Raw genomic sequence first — 17,709 nt, forward strand, 5'->3', positions numbered from 1 at the left:
GGCTCACCCCCGGGGAACCGTGACCTGCACGCTGCCGTCGGCGTGCCAGGTCGCCGAGAGCAGCCCGACGCCCTCGACGTAGAGCGAGCTGTCCAGGCTGCCGTGCTCGAAGATGCCCCCGTTCGTGCACGACGCGCCGCTCGCGCCCACGGGGTGCGTGATGACGACGCAGGCGTCCTTCGTGGGGTCGGGCGACGCCATCGCCCCGTAGACGGCGACGCCGTCGGGCGTCGAGGTGAGCAGCCGAAGCGTCGCGGGGTCGTACCGGTGCCGCGGAAGCGCGACGGCCGGCACGTCGGTGGCGGCGGCCGGTCGGTCGAACACCTCGTATGCCGTCGAGGCGACGACCGGGACGGAGGTGACCTCGCCCATCGGGAGCGTGATCGAAGCGGCACCGCCGAGGGCGGCGTCGGCGGCCGAGGGCTCCGAGACGGTCGTGCGTGCACCCGCCTGCCACCCCACCGCGACGCCCACGACGAGTGCGGCGGCGCCCACCGCGATCGCCCACTTCAGCGACCTCGCGGCCGGCGTGACCGACGCGGCGTGGGCCACGGCGACGGTACCCGTGGTCACCGGAGGCACCGCGACGAAGCGCGTCGAGGCCGGGCCCGCGGCATCCGCTCGCTCGGCCTCGTCAGCGGCACGTGCCAGCTCGCACCGCACCGCCTCGAGCTCCGCCAGCGCCGCCGTGCGCTCGACTTCGCTCGCAACGGCGCCGTAGGCCGTGCGCTGCAGTCGGCGCATCCGCTCGTCGTGGTCGGGATCGTCCAAGAGCGGCCTCCGTCGGTCAGGGCCCGCCGGGAATCGGGCCCTGCAACAGGATGGACCACCGGTGGTGGCGTCGGCAAGGGGTTCCACGCGCACGGTCGCGGCTCCGCCGCGGCATCCGCGCACGAAACTGGCGGAAGCGGTGCGAACGAGCACGAAGATTGCGCACGACGCCGGGAAGTGCGAGCGCTCGGAGCCGCACACTGGGAGTGGCGTCCTGATGGCGGCGCGACCCGAAGCGCCGCCATCAGGGTTCGAAAGAGCGACCTGGTCCGCCGGCATTGCGAGCACGTGGATGTCGCGGGGCGCGGAGCGCCGTGGCATCCGCTGACCCATCGAGGAGTGAGATGTCGACCATGACCATGACCGACGAGCAGCCGGGCACCCGGCCCGAGCGCCGCCCCACGGGGCGGAGCGTGCTCATGTGCCGCCCCGAGCACTTCACCGTCGTGTACCGGATCAACCCGTGGATGAACCCGGCCCAGCCCACCGACACGAGCCTCGCCGTGCAGCAGTGGCAGGTGCTCTACGACACCTACCTGCAACTCGGGTACGACGTGCAGCTCATCGACCCGATCGACGGCCTCCCCGACATGGTCTATGCGGCGAACGGCGGCTTCGTCATCGACAACGTCGCCTACGGCGCGAAGTTCACGCACCCCGAGCGTCAGCCCGAGGGGCCTGCGTACATGGACTGGTTCCGGGCGGCGGGGTTCGACGTGCGGGAGCCCAAGGAGGTGAACGAGGGCGAGGGCGACTTCCTGCTCGTCGGCGAGACGATCCTGGCCGGCACGGGATTCCGCAGCGACTCCCTCTCGCACCAGGAGCTCGGGCGCATCTACGGCCGCGAGGTCGTGACGCTTCGGCTCGTCGACCCGAGCTTCTACCACCTCGACACCGCGATCGCCGTGCTCGACCCGACCCCCGGGCAGGAGCACATCGCCTACCTGCCGACCGCATTCGACGCGGAGTCGCTCGCGGTGCTGCAGGCGCGCTACCCCGACGCGATCATCGTGAACGAGACGGATGCCGCGGTGCTGGGCCTCAATTCGTTCAGCGACGGCTACCACGTGGTGATCGCGTCGCGTGCGACGGACTTCGAGCGGCAGTTGCGCGAGCACGGCTACGACCCGATCGGCGTCGACCTCTCGGAGCTGCTGCTCGGCGGCGGCGGCGTGAAGTGCTGCACCCTGGAGCTGCGCCGATGACCACGACGACCGACCGCACCGCTGCGGCCATCCACGACGAGGAGCTGCACGCGGCCCACAACTACCACCCGCTGCCGGTGGTCGTGGCATCCGGTGAGGGAGCCTGGGTGACGGATGTCGAGGGGCGGCGCTATCTCGACTGCCTCGCCGCCTACTCGGCCGTGAACTTCGGTCACGGCAACCCCGTGCTCGTCGCCGCGGCGCGCGAGCAGCTCGACCGCATCACGCTCACGAGCCGCGCGTTCCACAATGACCGGCTCGGCACCTTCGTGACCGAGCTCGCCGCGCTCTGCGGCAAGGACCTGGTGCTGCCGATGAACACCGGCGCCGAGGCCGTCGAGTCGGGCATCAAGGTGGCGCGCGCCTGGGGCTACCGGGTGAAGGGCGTGGCGCCGGATGCCGCGAACATCGTCGTCATGGCCGGAAACTTCCATGGGCGCACCACGACGATCGTCTCGTTCAGCGACGACCCCGATGCGCGCGACGACTTCGGGCCGTTCACGCCGGGCTTCCGGATGGTGCCCTACGGCGACGCGGCCGCGGTCGAGGCGGCGATCGACGAGAACACCGTCGCGGTGCTGGTCGAGCCGATCCAGGGCGAGGCCGGCGTCGTGGTGCCGCCTGCCGAGTTCCTGCCCGCGCTGCGCACGCTGACACGGGAGCGGAACGTGCTGCTCATCGCCGACGAGATCCAGTCGGGGCTCGGCCGGGTCGGCGCGACGTTCGCGTGCGACCTCGTCGGCGTGGTGCCCGACCTCTACCTGCTCGGCAAGGCGCTCGGCGGCGGCATCGTGCCCGTCTCCGCGGTGGTCGGCGATCGCGAGGTGCTCGGGGTGCTCCAGCCCGGTCAGCACGGCTCGACGTTCGGCGGCAACCCGCTGGCCGCTGCCGTGGGCACCGAGGTCGTGCGCATGCTCGCGTCGGGCGAGCCGCAGGACCGCGCTCGCGTGCTCGGCGCGCAGCTCCACGACCGGCTCGCCCGGCTCGTGGGCCACGGCGTCGTCGCCGTGCGTGGGGCCGGGCTGTGGGCCGGCATCGACATCGATCCCCGCATCGGCAGCGGCCGCGCGGTGTGCGAGGCGCTCATGCGCCGGGGCGTGCTCGCGAAGGACACGCACGGGTCGACCATCCGGCTCGCGCCGCCCATCGTCGTGGAGTCGTCCGACCTCGACTGGGCGGTCGACCAGCTCGAGGCGGTGCTCGGCGAGGACCTCAGTCCTCGGTGACCGTGATCGCGCCGTTGGAGGTGCGCAGGTCGAGGGTGTGCTCACCGTCGGGGTCGTTCGCGATCCCGATGCGCTCGCGGCCGTTCGACGTCTCGGACGTGACGCGGTAGGAACCGCCTGCAGGCACCTCGACGTCGATGGCGCCGTTCGACGTGCGCGCCTCGACGTCCTGCGCGACGCCGAGCTCCAGGTCGATCGCGCCGTTCGACGTGGTCGCGCGCACGCCCGAGCCCTGCAGGTCGCTGCCCTCGATGCGCCCGTTCGACGTCTCGGCCTCGACGGTGCCCGTCACGTCGTCGAGCTCGATGCGGCCGTTGCTCGTCTGCACGTCGACCTCGCCCACGTGTTCGAGCGTGATCGCGCCGTTCGAGGTCGAACCCTCGACGTCGACGCCCTCGGCCACGTCGATCTCGTAGGCCACGCTGCAGTTCCGGCCGCAGCCGCGCAGCTCGAGGGTGTCGCCCGACACCTCGTGCGTCTCCTCGATCGTGCGTTCGGCGCCGCGGTACGACACCGTGCGATGGACCACCGTCTCCGTCGCGTCGGCGTCGCCGCGCACCTCGACCGATCCCGACGAGTCGACGAGCTCGATGGTGCGGATGTCGCCCGTCACCGTGGTCTCGTCGCTGACGCGATGCGGTGGCGCGAGCAGCGCGCATCCGCCGAGGGCGACCACGACCGTCGCGGTCGTCGCGAGGACCAGCGCCACCCGCGCGAACCTGCTCATGGTGTTCCTCCCGACGTGGGGGCCTCGACGCCGTCGCGGCATCCGCTCGTCTCGCGCCGACCATACCGCCGTCCCGCCGGGGCCGCCAGCGACGCGCGTCGACCGGCCGAGGCCCGGAGGAAGGCTCGCGGTACGATGACGCGGGACCGTCGAACACGCGACGGGGCTGTTCGGTCTGGGGTGCATGATGGCGAAGAGCAAGAAGGAGAAGGCGGCCGCGAAGGCCCTCGATGCGGCGAAGGATGCGGTCGCCACGGCGAAGCGCCGCGCCGCGAAGGCCGGCAAGGCCGCCCGGAAGAAGGCGGCGAAGGTCGAGAAGAAGCTCGCGGCGGTCGTCGAGCAGACGCGGGCGACGAAGCTGCGGCGTGAAGCGACGGAAGCCGCCGAGCGCGCCACCACCGCCATGGAGTCGAAGGACTCGGGCGCGCCGGCGCCCGCCCTGGTCGCTCCGCGCGCCGGCACGCCGGCGACCCCACCCGCGGCCCCACCCGCGGCCGCGCCGGCGGCTGCGCCGAAGGTCGAGGCGGCGCCGAAGGTCGCCGCTGCGCCGAAGCCCGTGAAGGTCGCTGCTGCGCCCAAGGTCGCCGCTGCGCCGAAGCCGGTGAAGGTCGCGGCTGCCTCGAAGCCGGTGAAGGCCGCAGCGGCCGTGAAGACGACGCAGGCGAAGACGACTCCGGCGAAGCGCGCGGCGCCGAAGGCCGCACCGGCGGCGAAGTCGACGGCCGCGAAGGCGGCGCCGGCCGCGAAGTCGGCTCCTGCGGCGCCGGCCGCCTCGTCCGACCTCGCTGCGAAGAACATCGTCGAGCTGCGACGCCTCGCGCGCGAGCGCGGCGTGACCGGATACTCCCGGTTCACGAAGGCGCAACTGGTCGTTTCCCTCGGCGGCTGAGGCTTGGGATGCCGGGCGCGAGCCAAGATCGTGACCCGCCCGGCATCCGTTTCGAGCAGGAGGCCACGTGACCGCTGACGCCGCTGGGGTCCTCGACCGCTCGAGCTTCGCGCCCCCGGCGCGAACGCTGATCGACGTGCTGCGCGAGACGACGCATCGCCACCCCGACGCCTCAGCGCTCGAGGACGCGGACGGAGCCCTCAGTTATCGGGAGCTCATGGCGCGCGTGGTGCGCACGGCGGCGCGGCTACACGCTGCGGGCGTCCGTCGCGGCGACCGGATCGGCATCCGGATGCCGTCGGGGTCGCGCGAGCTCTACATCGCGATCCTGGGGGCGATGGCGGCGGGTGCGGCGTACGTGCCGGTCGACGCCGACGACCCCGAGGAGCGCGCGCAGCTCGTGTTCGGCGAGGCCGGCGTGCGGGGCGTGATCACGCGCGGCGGCGTGCTCGCCGGCGCACCGGGTGCACCGGGCGCACCCCCTGCGTCGAGTGAGGCGGGCGACGCCAGGGCTGCACCGGATGCCGCACCGCCGGCCCTCTTCGACGGCGCCCCGCCGCACCCCAGCACGCACGCGATGCCGATCGCGTCGCCCCCACAGCTCGACGATGACGCGTGGATCATCTTCACCTCGGGGTCGACGGGGACGCCGAAGGGCGTTGCGGTGACGCACCGTTCCGCGGCGGCATTCGTCGATGCCGAGGCCCGGCTGTTCCTGCAGCCCGCCCCGATCGGACCGGGCGATCGCGTGCTCGCCGGCCTGTCGGTCGCGTTCGACGCCTCGTGCGAGGAGATGTGGCTGGCCTGGCGCCACGGGGCCTGCCTCGTGCCTGCGCCCCGCAGCCTCGTGCGCAGCGGCATGGACCTCGGCCCGTGGATGGTCGCGCACGGCATCACGGTCGTCTCGACCGTGCCAACGCTGGCCGCGCTGTGGCCCGTCGAGGCGATCGAGAACGTGCGCCTGCTGATCTTCGGGGGCGAGGCGGTGCCGCCCGAGCTCGCCGCACGGCTCGTCTCGCCCGATCGGGAGGTGTGGAACACGTACGGCCCCACCGAGGCGACCGTGGTCGCGTGCGCCGCGCTCCTCGACGGGATCGGGCCGGTGCGGATCGGCCTGCCGCTCGACGGGTGGGCGCTCGCCGTGGTGGACGCCGAGGGGCGGCCCGTCGGCGACGGCGAGGTCGGCGAGCTCATCATCGGCGGGGTCGGGCTGGCGCGCTACCTCGACCCCGAGAAGGACGCCGCCAAGTACTCCGCCATGCCGACCCTGGGCTGGGAGCGGGCGTACCGGTCGGGCGACCTCGTGACGTTCGACCCCGGCGGCCTGCTCTTCCAGGGGCGCGCCGACGACCAGGTCAAGGTCGGCGGCCGTCGCATCGAGCTCGGCGAGATCGAGTCGGCGCTGCAGGCACTGCCCGGCGTCTCGGGCGCCGCGGCGGCGGTGCGCCGCACCGAAGCGGGCAACCAGGTGCTCGTGGGCTACCTCGCCGTGACCGACGGGTTCGACGCCGCGGCGGCCAGGGCTCGGCTCACCGCGGAGCTGCCGGCCGCCCTCGTCCCGCTCCTCGCCGTCGTCGACGACCTGCCGACGCGCACGTCGGGCAAGGTCGACCGCGCCGCACTGCCGTGGCCGCTTCCGGGTGTCGAGCCGGATGCCGCGGGGCTCGAGGCATCCGCCGCCTGGCTCGCCGAGCAGTGGCAGGCGGTGCTGGGCGTGCCCGTCTCCGACGCCGGAGCGAGCTTCTTCGACCTCGGCGGCGGATCGCTCGCCGCGGCGCAACTCGTCAGCCGGATCCGCACGCGCGACCCCGACTTCACCGTGGCCGACATCTACGACCATCCGAGGCTCGGCGCGATGGCCGACGAGGTCGACGCGCGCGCTCCCGACCGCGACGCAGGTGCCGCGTCGTTCCGCCAGCCGGTGCCGACGCCGCGCGGGACGCAGTGGCTGCAGACCCTCGTGGGCGTGCCGCTGTTCATCCTGAGCGGGGCGCGCTGGTTGCTCTACCTCCTCACGGCGACCGCGATCCTCGACGCGATCAGCCCCGACTTCGGCGCGCTGCCGACCGTGCCGCTGTGGCTCCTGCTCCTCGGCCTGGCGATCTTCGCCACGCCGTTCGGGCGCATGGGCATCGCCGTGGCCTGCGCCCGGCTCCTGCTCGCCGGCCTCGAGCCCGGCGACTACCCTCGAGGCGGCTCCGTGCACCTGCGCATGTGGCTCGCCGACCAGATCGCCCACCAGGTCGACGCGGTCGGGCTCTCGGGCGCGCCCTGGGTGACCAACTACGCGCGGGCGCTCGGCGCCCGCATCGGGCAGGACGTCGACCTGCACACCCTCCCGCCGGTCACGGGCATGCTCACCATCGGCGACGGTGCGGCCGTGGAGCCGGAGGTCGACCTCGCCGGCACCTGGATCGACGGCGACGTCGTGCGCATCGGGCGAATGCGGATCGGCGCCGGATCGACCGTCGGCGCGCGGAGCACGCTGCTGCCAGGCGCCCGCATCGGCCGGGGCGCCGAGATCGCGCCGGGATCCGCCGTGTTCGGTCGCGTGCCGTCGGGTCAGCGCTGGGCGGGTTCGCCGGCCGAGCGGATCGGACCCGCCGAGCTGACGAGCGACGTCCCGCCGAGGCCGCGGCGGTGGCTGCTCGCCTACGGCCTCTCCTCGCTCTTCCTGGCCCTCCTGCCGATCGCGGCGTTCGCGACGGGCGGCGCCCTCATCGCCATGGGCATCGCGGGCTCGTCCACGCTCGCCGAGGCGGCCCTCCGGGCGCTCGCCTGGCTCGTGCCGGCGACGCTCGTCGCGGGGGTGGTGTTCGCCGGACTGGTGGTCGTCTCGGTGCGGCTGCTTGCGATCGGGCTGCATGAGGGGCGGCATCCGGTGCGCAGCCGGGTGGGGTGGCAGGCGTGGACCACCGAGCGACTGATGGACGCCTCGCGCACGATCCTCTTCCCGCTGTACTCGAGCCTGTTCACCCCCGTGTGGCTGCGCATGCTCGGGGCTGAGGTCGGTCGGGGGGTCGAGGCGTCGACCGTGCTGCTCATCCCGTCGATGGCGACCATCGACGATCACGCCTTCCTCGCCGACGACACCATGGTCGCCTCCTACGAGCTGCAGCGCGGGTGGATGCGCCTCGAGCGCGCCCGCATCGGCAAGCGCGCGTTCCTCGGCAACTCGGGCATCGCCTCCGCGGGGCACCGACTCGCCAAGGATGCGCTCGTCGCGGTGCTGTCGGTCGCCCCGGCCAAGTCGAAGGCCGGGACGTCGTGGCTCGGCTCGCCCCCCGTGCGACTGCGGCGTGCGGCGCTGGAGGGCGACGAGAGCCGCACCTACCGGCCGCCGCGGCGCCTGCGCGTGGCCCGCACGCTCTGGGAGCTCTGCCGGATCATCCCCGTGTTCGTCACCTGCGCGATCGGGCTCGGCGTGCTCTTCACCCTCGGGCTGCTCACCCTGGCGTGGGGCGCGTTCGCAGCACTGCTCCTCAGCGGGGTGGTCATGCTCGTGGCCGGCGGCGTGGCCGCGCTCGTGTCGACCGTCGCGAAGTGGGTGTTCGTGGGGCGCATCCGACCGGGGGAGCATCCGCTCTGGTCGAGCTTCGTGTGGCGCACCGAGGTGTCGGACACGTTCGTCGAGATGGTGGCGGCGCCGTGGTTCGCCCGCGCCGCGGGCGGCACCCCGGCGCTCGCCGCCTGGCTGCGCACGCTCGGCGCTCGCATCGGCCGTGGCGTGTGGTGCGACAGCTACTGGTTGCCCGAGGCCGACCTGGTGACGCTGGGCGACGGGTCCACGGTGAACCGCGGCTGCGTGGTGCAGACGCACCTGTTCCATGATCGAATCATGAGCATGGACCGGGTCACGATCGAGCCGGGCGCCACGCTCGGGCCCCACAGCGTCATCCTGCCCGCGGCGCGCATCGGCGCCCATGCGACCGTCGGCCCCGCCTCGCTCGTGATGCGAGGCGAGGAGGTGCCGGTCGGCAGTCGATGGAGCGGCAACCCCATCGGCCCGTGGCGGGCCGTGCGCATCGCCGACTACCGGGCGCAGGTGCGCTGATGCACGCCTCGGAGATCGGCGCCGACACGGCGGGCGACGCGTACCTGCCGCAGAGCGGCAACGGGGGCTACCGCACCGTGTCGATCGCGCTCTCGCTGCGCTACCGCATCGCCCGCAACCGCCTCGACGGCACGGCCGAGCTGCTCCTGCACTCGAGCCAGCGGCTGGCGCGGTTCAGCCTCGACCTCGTCGGCCTCTCGGTGTCGGCCGTGCGGGTCGAGGGGCGCCGCGCCGACTTCCGGCAGGTGCAGGGCAAGCTGCGGATCACGCCGGAGCGGCCGATCGAGGCCCGCACCGAGTTCCTCGTCGTCGTCGAGTACGGCGGAGCCCCGAAGCCGCGGCGCACGCGAGCCTGGGGCGCGATCGGCTGGGAGGAGCTCGACGACGGGGTGCTCGTGGCGTCGCAGCCGTCGGGTGCGCCGACGTGGTTCCCGTGCAACGACCACCCGTTCGACAAGGCGAGCTACCGCATCCGCGTCGAGACGGATGCCGCGTACACCGTCGTGGCCAACGGCGAGCTCGAGGACCACCGGGTCGTCAGCGGCCAGGGGGTCTGGGTCTACGTGCAGCGCGAGCCGACGGCGAGCTACCTCGTGATGCTGCAGATCGGGCGGTACGTCACGCAGCGGCTCGTGTTCGACGGGGCCGAGGGCGCCGTGTACTTCCCCCGGCCGCTGGAGCGACGCGTCGCCGCCGACTTCGCGCCGGTGCCCCGCATGCTCGCGACGTTCGAGGCGGCGTTCGGCCCGTACCCGTTCGAGCGCTACGCCGTCGTCGTGACGGCCGACGCCCTCGAGATCCCACTCGAGGCGCAGGGGCTCGCGGTCTTCGGCGCGAACCACATCGACGGCCACGGCGGCGAGGAGCGGCTGATCGCCCACGAGCTCGCCCACCAGTGGTTCGGCAACAGCGTCGGCCTCGCCCGCTGGCAGGACATCTGGCTCAACGAGGGGTTCTGCTGCTACGCCGAATGGCTGTGGGCGGATGCCTCGGGCGCGGCCCCGATCGACCGGATCGCGCGCGACCACCACGCCCGCCTCTCGCGGCTGCCCGAAGACCTGCTCATCGGCGACCCGGGCGCCGCTCGCATGTTCGACGACCGCCTCTACAAGCGCGGCGCCCTCACCCTGCACGCCCTGCGGCTCCTCGTCGGCGACGACGCCTTCTTCGCGGTGCTCCGCGAGTGGACGACGCGGCACCGGCACACGACGGCCACCACCGCCGACTTCATCGCGCTCGTCTCCGAACTCACGGGGCGTCCGGTCGGCACCTTCTTCGAGACCTGGCTCCACCGTCCCGAACTCCCGCCCCTGCCGCCGGGAGCGCGCCTCAGCCCGGCGGTGGAACCGGACCCACCGCGACGCTGACGAGACACCCGGCGATCCGCCGATCGATCAGGCGATAGGGCGTCGGCTCGCCGGCGATGCGCGCGATGGTCCCGTGCGCGACGACCGAGGCGGGATCCTCCCGCAGGCCGCGTCCGTCGGCCTTGAGCACCGCCTCGGCGCGCACCCAGCGGCGCACCACCGTGCGAGGTGAGCCGCCGAGGACGGCGGCGAGGTCCGCGCGCCGTGCGCGATCGTCGCCGTGCGCCGCGGAGGGACGCTCCACGTCGACGCCGACGGGGACGCCGGCGGGTGCGAGCGCCGCGATCACGAGCCCCGGGCAGGACGCGAGGCTGACCTCGGGCGGCGGGCCCGCGGCATCCGGCCAGCGCAGCCGCGGTCGCCCGTGCTCGGCCCCGCAGCGATCGCACACGGCCGTGACGGTCACGTCCTCGGCGCGGACCCCGCCCGCCGCGGCGGCGAGGTCGCGCGCGAGCAGGCGCCCCAGCAGGAAGCGGTCACGCCGTCCGGGCGCGACGATGCTCGCCGCGCGCTCGCGCTCGGCCGGCCCGAGCAGCCGCTCCGCGCGTGCGCGGTCGAACGAGCCGGGATCGCCCCACGCGAGGCGCACGATCCCGATCGTGGTCGTCCCAGCCGGCATGGCGCCAGTCCACCATCGCCGCCGCCACCGGGGCAAGCGGGTTGTTCGTGCTCGCGGCATCCGCTCGGGGAGGAGTACCCTTCCCCCCATGGGCAGCGTCATCGAACCTGCCCCGGGGGAGCACGAGCCAGGCCAGCCGGTCGTCACCGACGACGCCGAGCGCGACACCTCGGGGGACCACGGATTCTTCGGGCAGCCACGGCCGCTCGTGCACATCTTCGGCGTGGAGATGTGGGAGCGGTTCAGCTTCTACGGCATGCAGGGGATCCTGCTGCTGTACCTGTACTACTCGCTCTCCGACGGCGGTCTCGGCGTCGACCAGGCCGTCGCCGCGGGCATCGTCGGGGCGTACGGCGGGGCGGTCTACCTCTCCACGATCCTCGGCGCGTGGATCGCCGACCGGCTGCTCGGCTCCGAGCGGGTGCTCTTCTACAGCGCCATCGTGATCATGGGCGGCCACATCGCGCTCGCCGCGCTGCCCGGGTTCCTGGGCGTCGGGGTGGGTCTCGTGCTCGTCGCGTTCGGCTCGGGCGGGCTCAAGGCGAACGCGACGAGCGTGGTCGGCACGCTCTACTCCGAGCACGACCCGAGGCGCGACGCCGGGTTCTCGCTGTTCTACCTCGGCATCAACCTCGGCGCGTTCCTCGGCCCGCTGATCACCGGCCTCGTGCAGGACACGTGGGGATTCCACTGGGGCTTCGCCGTCGCCGCGATCGGCATGGCCATCGGCCTCACCCAGTACGCGTTCGGACGCAAGGGGCTGCCGGCCGTGGCATCCGTGGTGCCGAACCCGCTGCCGCGCTCGCGGCGGGGCCTCATGATCGGCGTCGCCGTCGCGGGGATCCTGCTCATCGTCGTGCTCGTGCTGACCGGCCTGCTGAACGCCGGCAACATCGCGACCTGGGTGGTCGGCGCCACGATCGTCGCCACGATCTCGTACTTCGTGGTCATCCTGCGCAGCCACCGCATCACCTCGGTCGAGCGCAGCCGCGTCTTCGCGTTCATCCCGCTCTTCATCGCGAGCGTCGCATTCTGGTCGCTCTACCAGCAGCAGTTCACCGTGCTCACGATCTACGCCGACGAGCAGCTCGACCGGAGCATCTTCGGCTGGGTGATGCCGGTGCCGTGGGTGCAGTCGATCAACCCGATCTTCATCATCGTGCTGTCGGGCGTGTTCGCCGCGATGTGGACGAAGCTCGGCGAGCGCCAGCCGTCGACACCCGTGAAGTTCGCGCTCGGCACCGTGCTGATGGGCCTCGCCTTCCTGCTGTTCCTCCCGTTCGCCGACGGCGGCCCGAGCTCCACGCCACTGCTCTGGATGGTGCTCATCCTGCTCGTGTTCACCGTGGCCGAGTTGCTGCTCTCGCCCGTCGGGCTGTCGGTCGCCACGAAGCTCGCGCCGGGGGTGTTCCACACCCAGATGGTCGCGCTGTTCTTCCTCTCGGTGGCGCTCGGCACGTCGATCGCGGGCGTGCTCGCGCAGCTCTACACGGTCGTGAACCAGACGACGTACTTCGCGGTGCTCGGCGGCATCGCGGTCGTGCTCGGCGCGGCGCTCTGGTTCGGCCGCAAGCCGGTGCTGCGGCTCATGGCCGGCGTGCGCTGACGCTCGGTGCGCTGACGCTCCCTGCCGCACTCCACGCACGGCGTGGGCGGTTACGATAGCGCGGACACGCCTGCGCGAGTGAGGGAGCGAATGGCCGGCACACTCGTCGTGATACCGACCTACAACGAGCGCGAGAACCTCGCCGACATGGTGGCCCGGGTGCGCGCGGCGGTGCCCGCGGCATCCGTGCTCGTCGTCGACGACTCGTCGCCCGACGGCACCGGCGAGCTCGCCGACGAGCTCGCCGCGGCAGACGCGGCGGTGGCCGTGCTGCACCGCACCTCGAAGGACGGCCTGGGCGCGGCCTACCTGGCGGCCTTCGGCTGGGCGCTCGAGCGCGGCTACGACCCCATCGTGCAGCTCGACGCCGACGGCTCGCACCTGCCCGAGCAGCTGCCCCGCCTGCTCGGGGCGCTCGAGCGCGCGGATGCCGCGGGCCGGCGTCCCGACCTCGTGATCGGCTCGCGGTGGGTGCCGGGCGGCTCCATCGAGAACTGGCCGCGTCACCGGGAGCTGCTGTCGAAGTGGGGGAGCGCCTACGCCCGCATGGTGCTGCGGCTCGACACCCGTGACGCGACCGCGGGCTACCGGGCGTTCCGCGCGGCCGGACTGCGCCGCATCCGCCTCGAGGACGTGCACACTCGCGGCTACGGCTTCCAGGTCGACATGCTCTGGCACGCGCGGGAGGTCGGGCTCACCGTCGTGGAGGTGCCGGTCACGTTCGTCGAGCGCGTGCGCGGCCACTCGAAGATGAGCCCGGCGATCGTGCTCGAGGCGATGGTGCGGGTCACCGTCTGGGGCGTGCGGTCGCTGTTCGGCCCACGGCGCCCGAAGGCGTCGGCGGCCGACGGCAGCGGGTCGGCAGCCGGCCACACCCGGGCCTGACCGCCGTTCGCCGCCGTGCGGCGTCGCTTCCCGGAGGAACGGTCGGGTCGTGGCGACGATCGGTCGGGTGAGAGCGGATGCCGCGCGCGAGGCTGGGATGCGAACCTGAAGGAGTCCCATGTCAACGAACACGCTGTCGACGCCGGTGCAGCCGGCGCCCGCCACGGTCGGCCGCCTGCCCCGGACGGCGTGGCTCGCCGTGGTCTCGCTCGGGCTCGGCATCTTCACGCTCGTGACGAGCGAGTTCCTGCCCGCCAGCCTGCTGTCTCCGATCGCGGCCGACCTCGGCATCTCGGAGGGCGCGGCGGGCCAGCTGGTCACCGCGACGAGCATCAGCGGCATCATCGGCGGCCCGCTCATCGTGTCGGCCCTGCCTCGCGTCGACCGACGGTGGGTGATGACGGGGCTCACGACCCTCGCGATCCTGTCGAACGTGCTCGTCGCCCTCTCGCCGGCGTTCGGCCTGATGCTCGCGTCGCGGCTGCTGCTCGGCCTCGCGCTGTCGGGCTTCTGGGCGATGTCGCTCGCGGTCACCGCGCAGCTCGTGCCGGCCGACCGGCTCGGACGTGCCATGACGATCGTGAACGCGGGGGTCTCGCTCGCCACGATCGCCGCCGTGCCCGCCGGCGCGTACTTCGGCGAGCTGCTCGGGTGGCGCGCGGTGTTCCTCCTCGCCGCGGCGGCCGGGCTCGTGACGCTCGCCGCGCAGCTGGCCACGCTGCCGTCCATCCCGCCGAGCGGCGCTCCCGGATTCCGCACGCTGCTGCAGACCGCGCGGATGCCCGTCGTCGCCACCGGCATCCTCGCCATCGTGCTCATCGCCGGCGGCCACTTCATGGGCTTCACCTACCTGCGCCCGGCGTTCGAGGGCGTCAGCGGCCTCACGCCCGAGCTCCTCGCGCTCCTGCTCCTCGTCTACGGCGTCGCCAGCTTCGTGGGCAACGCCGTCGCCGGTCCGCTCGCCGATCGTCGCCTGCCCGTGCTGGTGATCGCGGCGCCCGTCGCGATCGGCGTGGGCACGGTGGTGTTCGCCCTGCTCGGCTCCAGCCTCCCGCTCGCCTTCGTCACCGTGTTCGTCTGGGGCGTCGGGTTCGGCGCGGTGCCCACGATGGTGCAGACGTGGATGGCGCACGTAGCGCCCGCACGGCTCGAGAGCGCCGGCGGACTGGTGGTCGCGGCATTCCAGATCGCCATCACGATCGGCGCGGCCGTCGGCGGCCTGCTCATCGACTCCGTGGGCGTGCAGTGGGCCTTCCTCGGCGGCGGCCTCGCCGCGGTGATCGGCGCGGCCGTGCTGAGCTCCGCTCGCCGGCGCGTGTAGGGGGCGCTGCCCGAGCGGCCCCGGCGCTCGACCTTCGACCGCCCGGCCTCGCTCGTATGCTGGGATCGCGGGGCAGCGAAGCGGAGGAGATCGTCGTGGCGGTACAGTCGGCACCGGAGATCACGGTCGGCCGGGTCATGGCCGACCTCGCCGCCCTCGAGGATCCGAAGATCCGGGCGGTGAACGAGCGCCACGGCGACGACCACGGCGTCAACCTCACCAAGCTGCGGGCGGTGGCCAAGCGCCTCGGCACGCAGCCCGAGCTCGCCGCCGAGCTCTGGGCGACCGAGGACACGCCCGCCCGTCTCGTCGCCATCCTGATCGGCCGGCCCAAGGCGTACACGGCGGCCGAGCTCGACGGCATGCTCCGCGACGCACGCGTGCCCAAGGTGCACGACTGGCTCATCGGCTACGTGGTCAAGAAGAACCCCCACGTCGAAGAGCTCCGCGTCGCCTGGTTCGCCGACCCCGATCCGGTCGTCGCGAGCGCCGGATGGACGCTGACGAGCGACCGCGTCGCGAAGAGCCCGGACGGGCTCGACCTGCCCGGCCTGCTCGACGTCATCGAGGCGCGCATGAAGGACGCACCCGACCGCCTGCAGTGGGCCATGAACGAGTGCCTCGCCGCCATCGGCATCCACCACCCCGAGTACCGCGCCCGGGCGATCGGCATCGGCGAGCGGCTCGAGGTGCTCAAGGACTACCCCACGCCGCCCGGCTGCACGTCACCGTTCGCGCCGATCTGGATCGCCGAGATCGTGCGCCGCCAGGACCTCGGTTCGGCGCGGGCCTAGGCGACCGTCGCCACGGCGCCGCGACGCCACCGGCTCGGCGCAATGCCCGCGTGGCGTCGGAACGCACGGCTGAACCCCGCGTCGCTCTCGTAGCCCAGCCGGTACGCGATGTCGGTCACCGGAACGCCGGCACGCAGCATCCGCTCGGCGTGCTCCATGCGCACCCGGGTGAGGTAGCGCGCCGGGGTGTCGCCGACCGCGTCGCGGAACTGCTCCGCGAACTGCGAACGGGAGGCCCGTGCGAGCCGTGCCAGCGACTCGACCGTCCACGGCGAGCCGGGGTCGTCATGGATCGCCGCGATCGCCCGGCCGAGATGCGGGTCGGCCGGCGCGGCGAGCCAGTCCCGGGCGTCGCCGCAGCCGCGTTCCAGCCAGATGCGCACGGCGGCGGAGGCCACGACGTCGGCCAGCCGCTCGATCACCGAGCCGCTGCCGGGGCGGTCGGCCGACGCCTCGCGGTGCATCGTCTCGAGGAGGGAGGCGAAGATCGGCTCGTCGACGCGGAACCCGCACGTGAACAGCACCTCGGGCATCACCCGAGGGTCGATGGCGTCGGCGCCCTCGAGGGCGAGCGCCCCGCTCAGCAGCCGCGTCTCCCGTTCGGCGTGCACGTCGACGCCGCCGCCGTGCGGGAGCAGCACGAAGTCACCGGCCTGCATGCGGAGCGGTTCGACACCGGTGCGGCGGAGCTCCACGGCACCGGTCGCGACGTAGTGGAATCGGATGCCGCGGCCGCCGTCGTGCCGCGCCGAGCCCGCGTCGAGCACCTCGTGCCCGAACTCGCGGACCCTCCAGTGCAGGCGGCGCAGCACCGCGTCGATCCCGTGCTGGGGATCGACGAACCCGACGGGCACCGGCCCGGCGTCGGTCGCACTCATGAGTGGTGCAAGCGTGCCGGCCGGGGAATCATTCCCCCGCGTCAGCCGACGACGGGAGTACCGCGTCAGCCGGCGAGCAGCAGAGGTTGTGCGATGAGGCGGTCGCGGGCGCGACGGCGCGCCCCGAGGAACCCCGCGTCGGGCCCGACCCGCGCGGCGATGATGCTGGGGATCGGCTCGAGCGCGCCACCCCCGATGGTCGGGCGGTTCGAGCGGTAGGCGGTGTCGATGTCGCCGACGAACTGCGACCAGTACCCGCCGACGACGACGATCGCCGGGTCGAGGGTCGGCACCACGAGCTGCAGTGCGCGGCCGATCCACAGCGCCGCGTCGAGCCACGACCAGCGCGCGCGGTCCTCGGCCGCGGCGATGCGGGCGGCGAGCTCCTCGAGGGCGGCGGTGTGACCATGCTTCGCGGCGAAGGCGTCGAGGCCGGCCCGCTCGAGCACGATGCCCGGCGCCGCGACCGTGGCGAGGCATCCGCGCTGCCCGCACTCGCAGCGCACGCCGCCCTGCACCACCGGCAGGTGGCCGAACGAGGCGGCGAGCCCGTGCGCGCCGACCAAGGCGCGTCCGCCCGAGACGGCCGCCGCCGTCACGCCGGTGTCGCCCTCGAGGTAGAGCACATCGTGCACGCCCGGCAGCTCCGCGTATTCGGCCGCGGCCGCGGCGACCGCGGCCGGCTCCACGCTGAGCGGCAGGAGCAGCCGCGACTCCATCGCCACGAGCGCCGGCGTGCGGGCGCGCAGCTCGCCGAGCACGTCGACCGGTTCGGCGCCGAGGCGGGCGTCGGTGATCACGACGGGCGGCGCGCCGGCCACCGCGCCCTCGACGAGCACGGTGACGTCCGCGATCGGATGCTGGGCCCGCTCCGCCCGGGCCAGTGCCCGTGCGAGGGCGAGGCTGAGCGCGTCGAGTGCGACCGCGGCGTCCGATCGTGCGTCGTCGGGCTCGGCGTCGATCGGCACCGCGAAGCGCGCGAGCTCCTCGCCCGAGAGGGCCGCGATCGTCGCGACCGCCTCGTCGGGCCGCAGCAGCGTGGTGACGATCACGTGGTCGGCGGCGGAGAGCGAGAGCGGCGTGGCCCGGCCGTCGCCCGACGGGTCGTGCTCGGCCGGGCGCAGCACGCCGGCATCGATGAGCCGTGCCGCGAGCCCGGCGATGGCGCCGCGGCCGAGGCCGGTGGCCGTGGCGAGCTCGCTTCGGGTCGCCGGCCCGTGGACCACGAGGTGCTCGAGGAGGAGGGCGGAGTGTTCGGGCTGGGCGGCCAATGGGCCGCCGGTGGTTGGAACGGATGTCTCGCCGACGTTCGTCATGCTCGCAAGCATGGTCGGCGTGTCGCTCCGGGTCACGTACCCCGTTCGGGG

At 73.5% G+C, this 17,709-nt stretch carries 14 protein-coding genes; 9 read left to right on the top strand and 5 right to left on the bottom strand.

The window, feature by feature from the left end; all coding sequences use genetic code 11:
• Window positions 1–3: 3 nt before the first annotated feature.
• A complete protein-coding gene (locus AC1DZA_RS16895) occupies window positions 4–771 on the bottom strand; it encodes a hypothetical protein (protein ID WP_476773614.1) in 768 nt (255 codons plus the stop codon).
• Between the two features lie 353 nt (window positions 772–1,124).
• Between AC1DZA_RS16895 and ddaH the strand changes: the two genes are divergently transcribed.
• A complete protein-coding gene (gene ddaH, locus AC1DZA_RS16900; protein WP_476773635.1) occupies window positions 1,125–1,976 on the top strand; it encodes a dimethylargininase in 852 nt (283 codons plus the stop codon).
• Window positions 1,973–3,202: an ornithine--oxo-acid transaminase gene (rocD, locus tag AC1DZA_RS16905; protein WP_476773615.1), complete on the top strand. Its 1,230-nt coding sequence runs from the start codon at window positions 1,973–1,975 to the stop codon at window positions 3,200–3,202. Before ddaH ends, rocD begins: the two co-directional genes overlap by 4 nt.
• Here the strand turns inward: rocD and AC1DZA_RS16910 are convergent.
• Complete coding sequence (locus tag AC1DZA_RS16910) at window positions 3,189–3,929, bottom strand: DUF4097 family beta strand repeat-containing protein (protein WP_476773616.1); 741 nt, start codon at window positions 3,927–3,929, stop codon at window positions 3,189–3,191. The genes rocD and AC1DZA_RS16910 overlap by 14 nt on opposite strands.
• Window positions 3,930–4,116: 187 nt before the next feature.
• Here AC1DZA_RS16910 and AC1DZA_RS16915 point away from each other — a divergent pair, with 187 nt between their 5' ends.
• The 3 genes from AC1DZA_RS16915 (at window position 4,117) to AC1DZA_RS16925 (ending at window position 10,239) form a co-directional block, all read left to right on the top strand.
• On the top strand, window positions 4,117–4,818 hold the full coding sequence (locus AC1DZA_RS16915; RefSeq protein ID WP_476773617.1) for a Rho termination factor N-terminal domain-containing protein: 702 nt from the start codon (window positions 4,117–4,119) through the stop codon (window positions 4,816–4,818).
• A gap of 67 nt (window positions 4,819–4,885) precedes the next feature.
• Window positions 4,886–8,872, top strand: a complete 3,987-nt coding sequence (locus AC1DZA_RS16920) for a Pls/PosA family non-ribosomal peptide synthetase (protein WP_476773618.1) — start codon at window positions 4,886–4,888, stop codon at window positions 8,870–8,872.
• Window positions 8,872–10,239 (top strand): M1 family metallopeptidase, encoded by a 1,368-nt coding sequence (locus AC1DZA_RS16925; protein ID WP_476773619.1) that lies wholly within the window; start codon window positions 8,872–8,874, stop codon window positions 10,237–10,239. Before AC1DZA_RS16920 ends, AC1DZA_RS16925 begins: the two co-directional genes overlap by 1 nt.
• Here AC1DZA_RS16925 and AC1DZA_RS16930 read toward each other — a convergent pair.
• Window positions 10,202–10,858: a 4'-phosphopantetheinyl transferase family protein gene (locus tag AC1DZA_RS16930; RefSeq protein WP_476773620.1), complete on the bottom strand. Its 657-nt coding sequence runs from the start codon at window positions 10,856–10,858 to the stop codon at window positions 10,202–10,204. The genes AC1DZA_RS16925 and AC1DZA_RS16930 overlap by 38 nt on opposite strands.
• Window positions 10,859–10,946: 88 nt before the next feature.
• On the opposite strand from AC1DZA_RS16930, the gene AC1DZA_RS16935 reads away from it, so the two are divergent.
• From AC1DZA_RS16935 to AC1DZA_RS16950, 4 genes are all read left to right on the top strand, one after another.
• Window positions 10,947–12,464: a peptide MFS transporter gene (locus AC1DZA_RS16935; protein WP_476773621.1), complete on the top strand. Its 1,518-nt coding sequence runs from the start codon at window positions 10,947–10,949 to the stop codon at window positions 12,462–12,464.
• 90 nt (window positions 12,465–12,554) lie between these two features.
• The gene (locus AC1DZA_RS16940; protein WP_476761744.1) at window positions 12,555–13,349 is read left to right on the top strand and encodes a polyprenol monophosphomannose synthase; all 795 of its coding nucleotides are present in this window, start codon (window positions 12,555–12,557) and stop codon (window positions 13,347–13,349) included.
• 118 nt (window positions 13,350–13,467) lie between these two features.
• Window positions 13,468–14,670, top strand: a complete 1,203-nt coding sequence (locus AC1DZA_RS16945) for an MFS transporter (protein WP_476773622.1) — start codon at window positions 13,468–13,470, stop codon at window positions 14,668–14,670.
• 137 nt (window positions 14,671–14,807) lie between these two features.
• Window positions 14,808–15,464, top strand: a complete 657-nt coding sequence (locus tag AC1DZA_RS16950) for a DNA alkylation repair protein (protein WP_476773636.1) — start codon at window positions 14,808–14,810, stop codon at window positions 15,462–15,464.
• On the opposite strand, the gene AC1DZA_RS16955 is transcribed toward AC1DZA_RS16950, so the two are convergent.
• Together AC1DZA_RS16955 and AC1DZA_RS16960 are read right to left on the bottom strand one after the other, a co-directional pair.
• A complete protein-coding gene (locus AC1DZA_RS16955; RefSeq protein WP_476773623.1) occupies window positions 15,461–16,342 on the bottom strand; it encodes a helix-turn-helix transcriptional regulator in 882 nt (293 codons plus the stop codon). The genes AC1DZA_RS16950 and AC1DZA_RS16955 overlap by 4 nt on opposite strands.
• 65 nt (window positions 16,343–16,407) lie before the next feature.
• The gene (locus tag AC1DZA_RS16960; protein ID WP_476773624.1) at window positions 16,408–17,658 is read right to left on the bottom strand and encodes an ROK family transcriptional regulator; all 1,251 of its coding nucleotides are present in this window, start codon (window positions 17,656–17,658) and stop codon (window positions 16,408–16,410) included.
• Window positions 17,659–17,709 lie beyond the last annotated feature (51 nt).

The sequence above is a fragment of the Agromyces sp. P2_B3 genome (assembly GCF_056404815.1).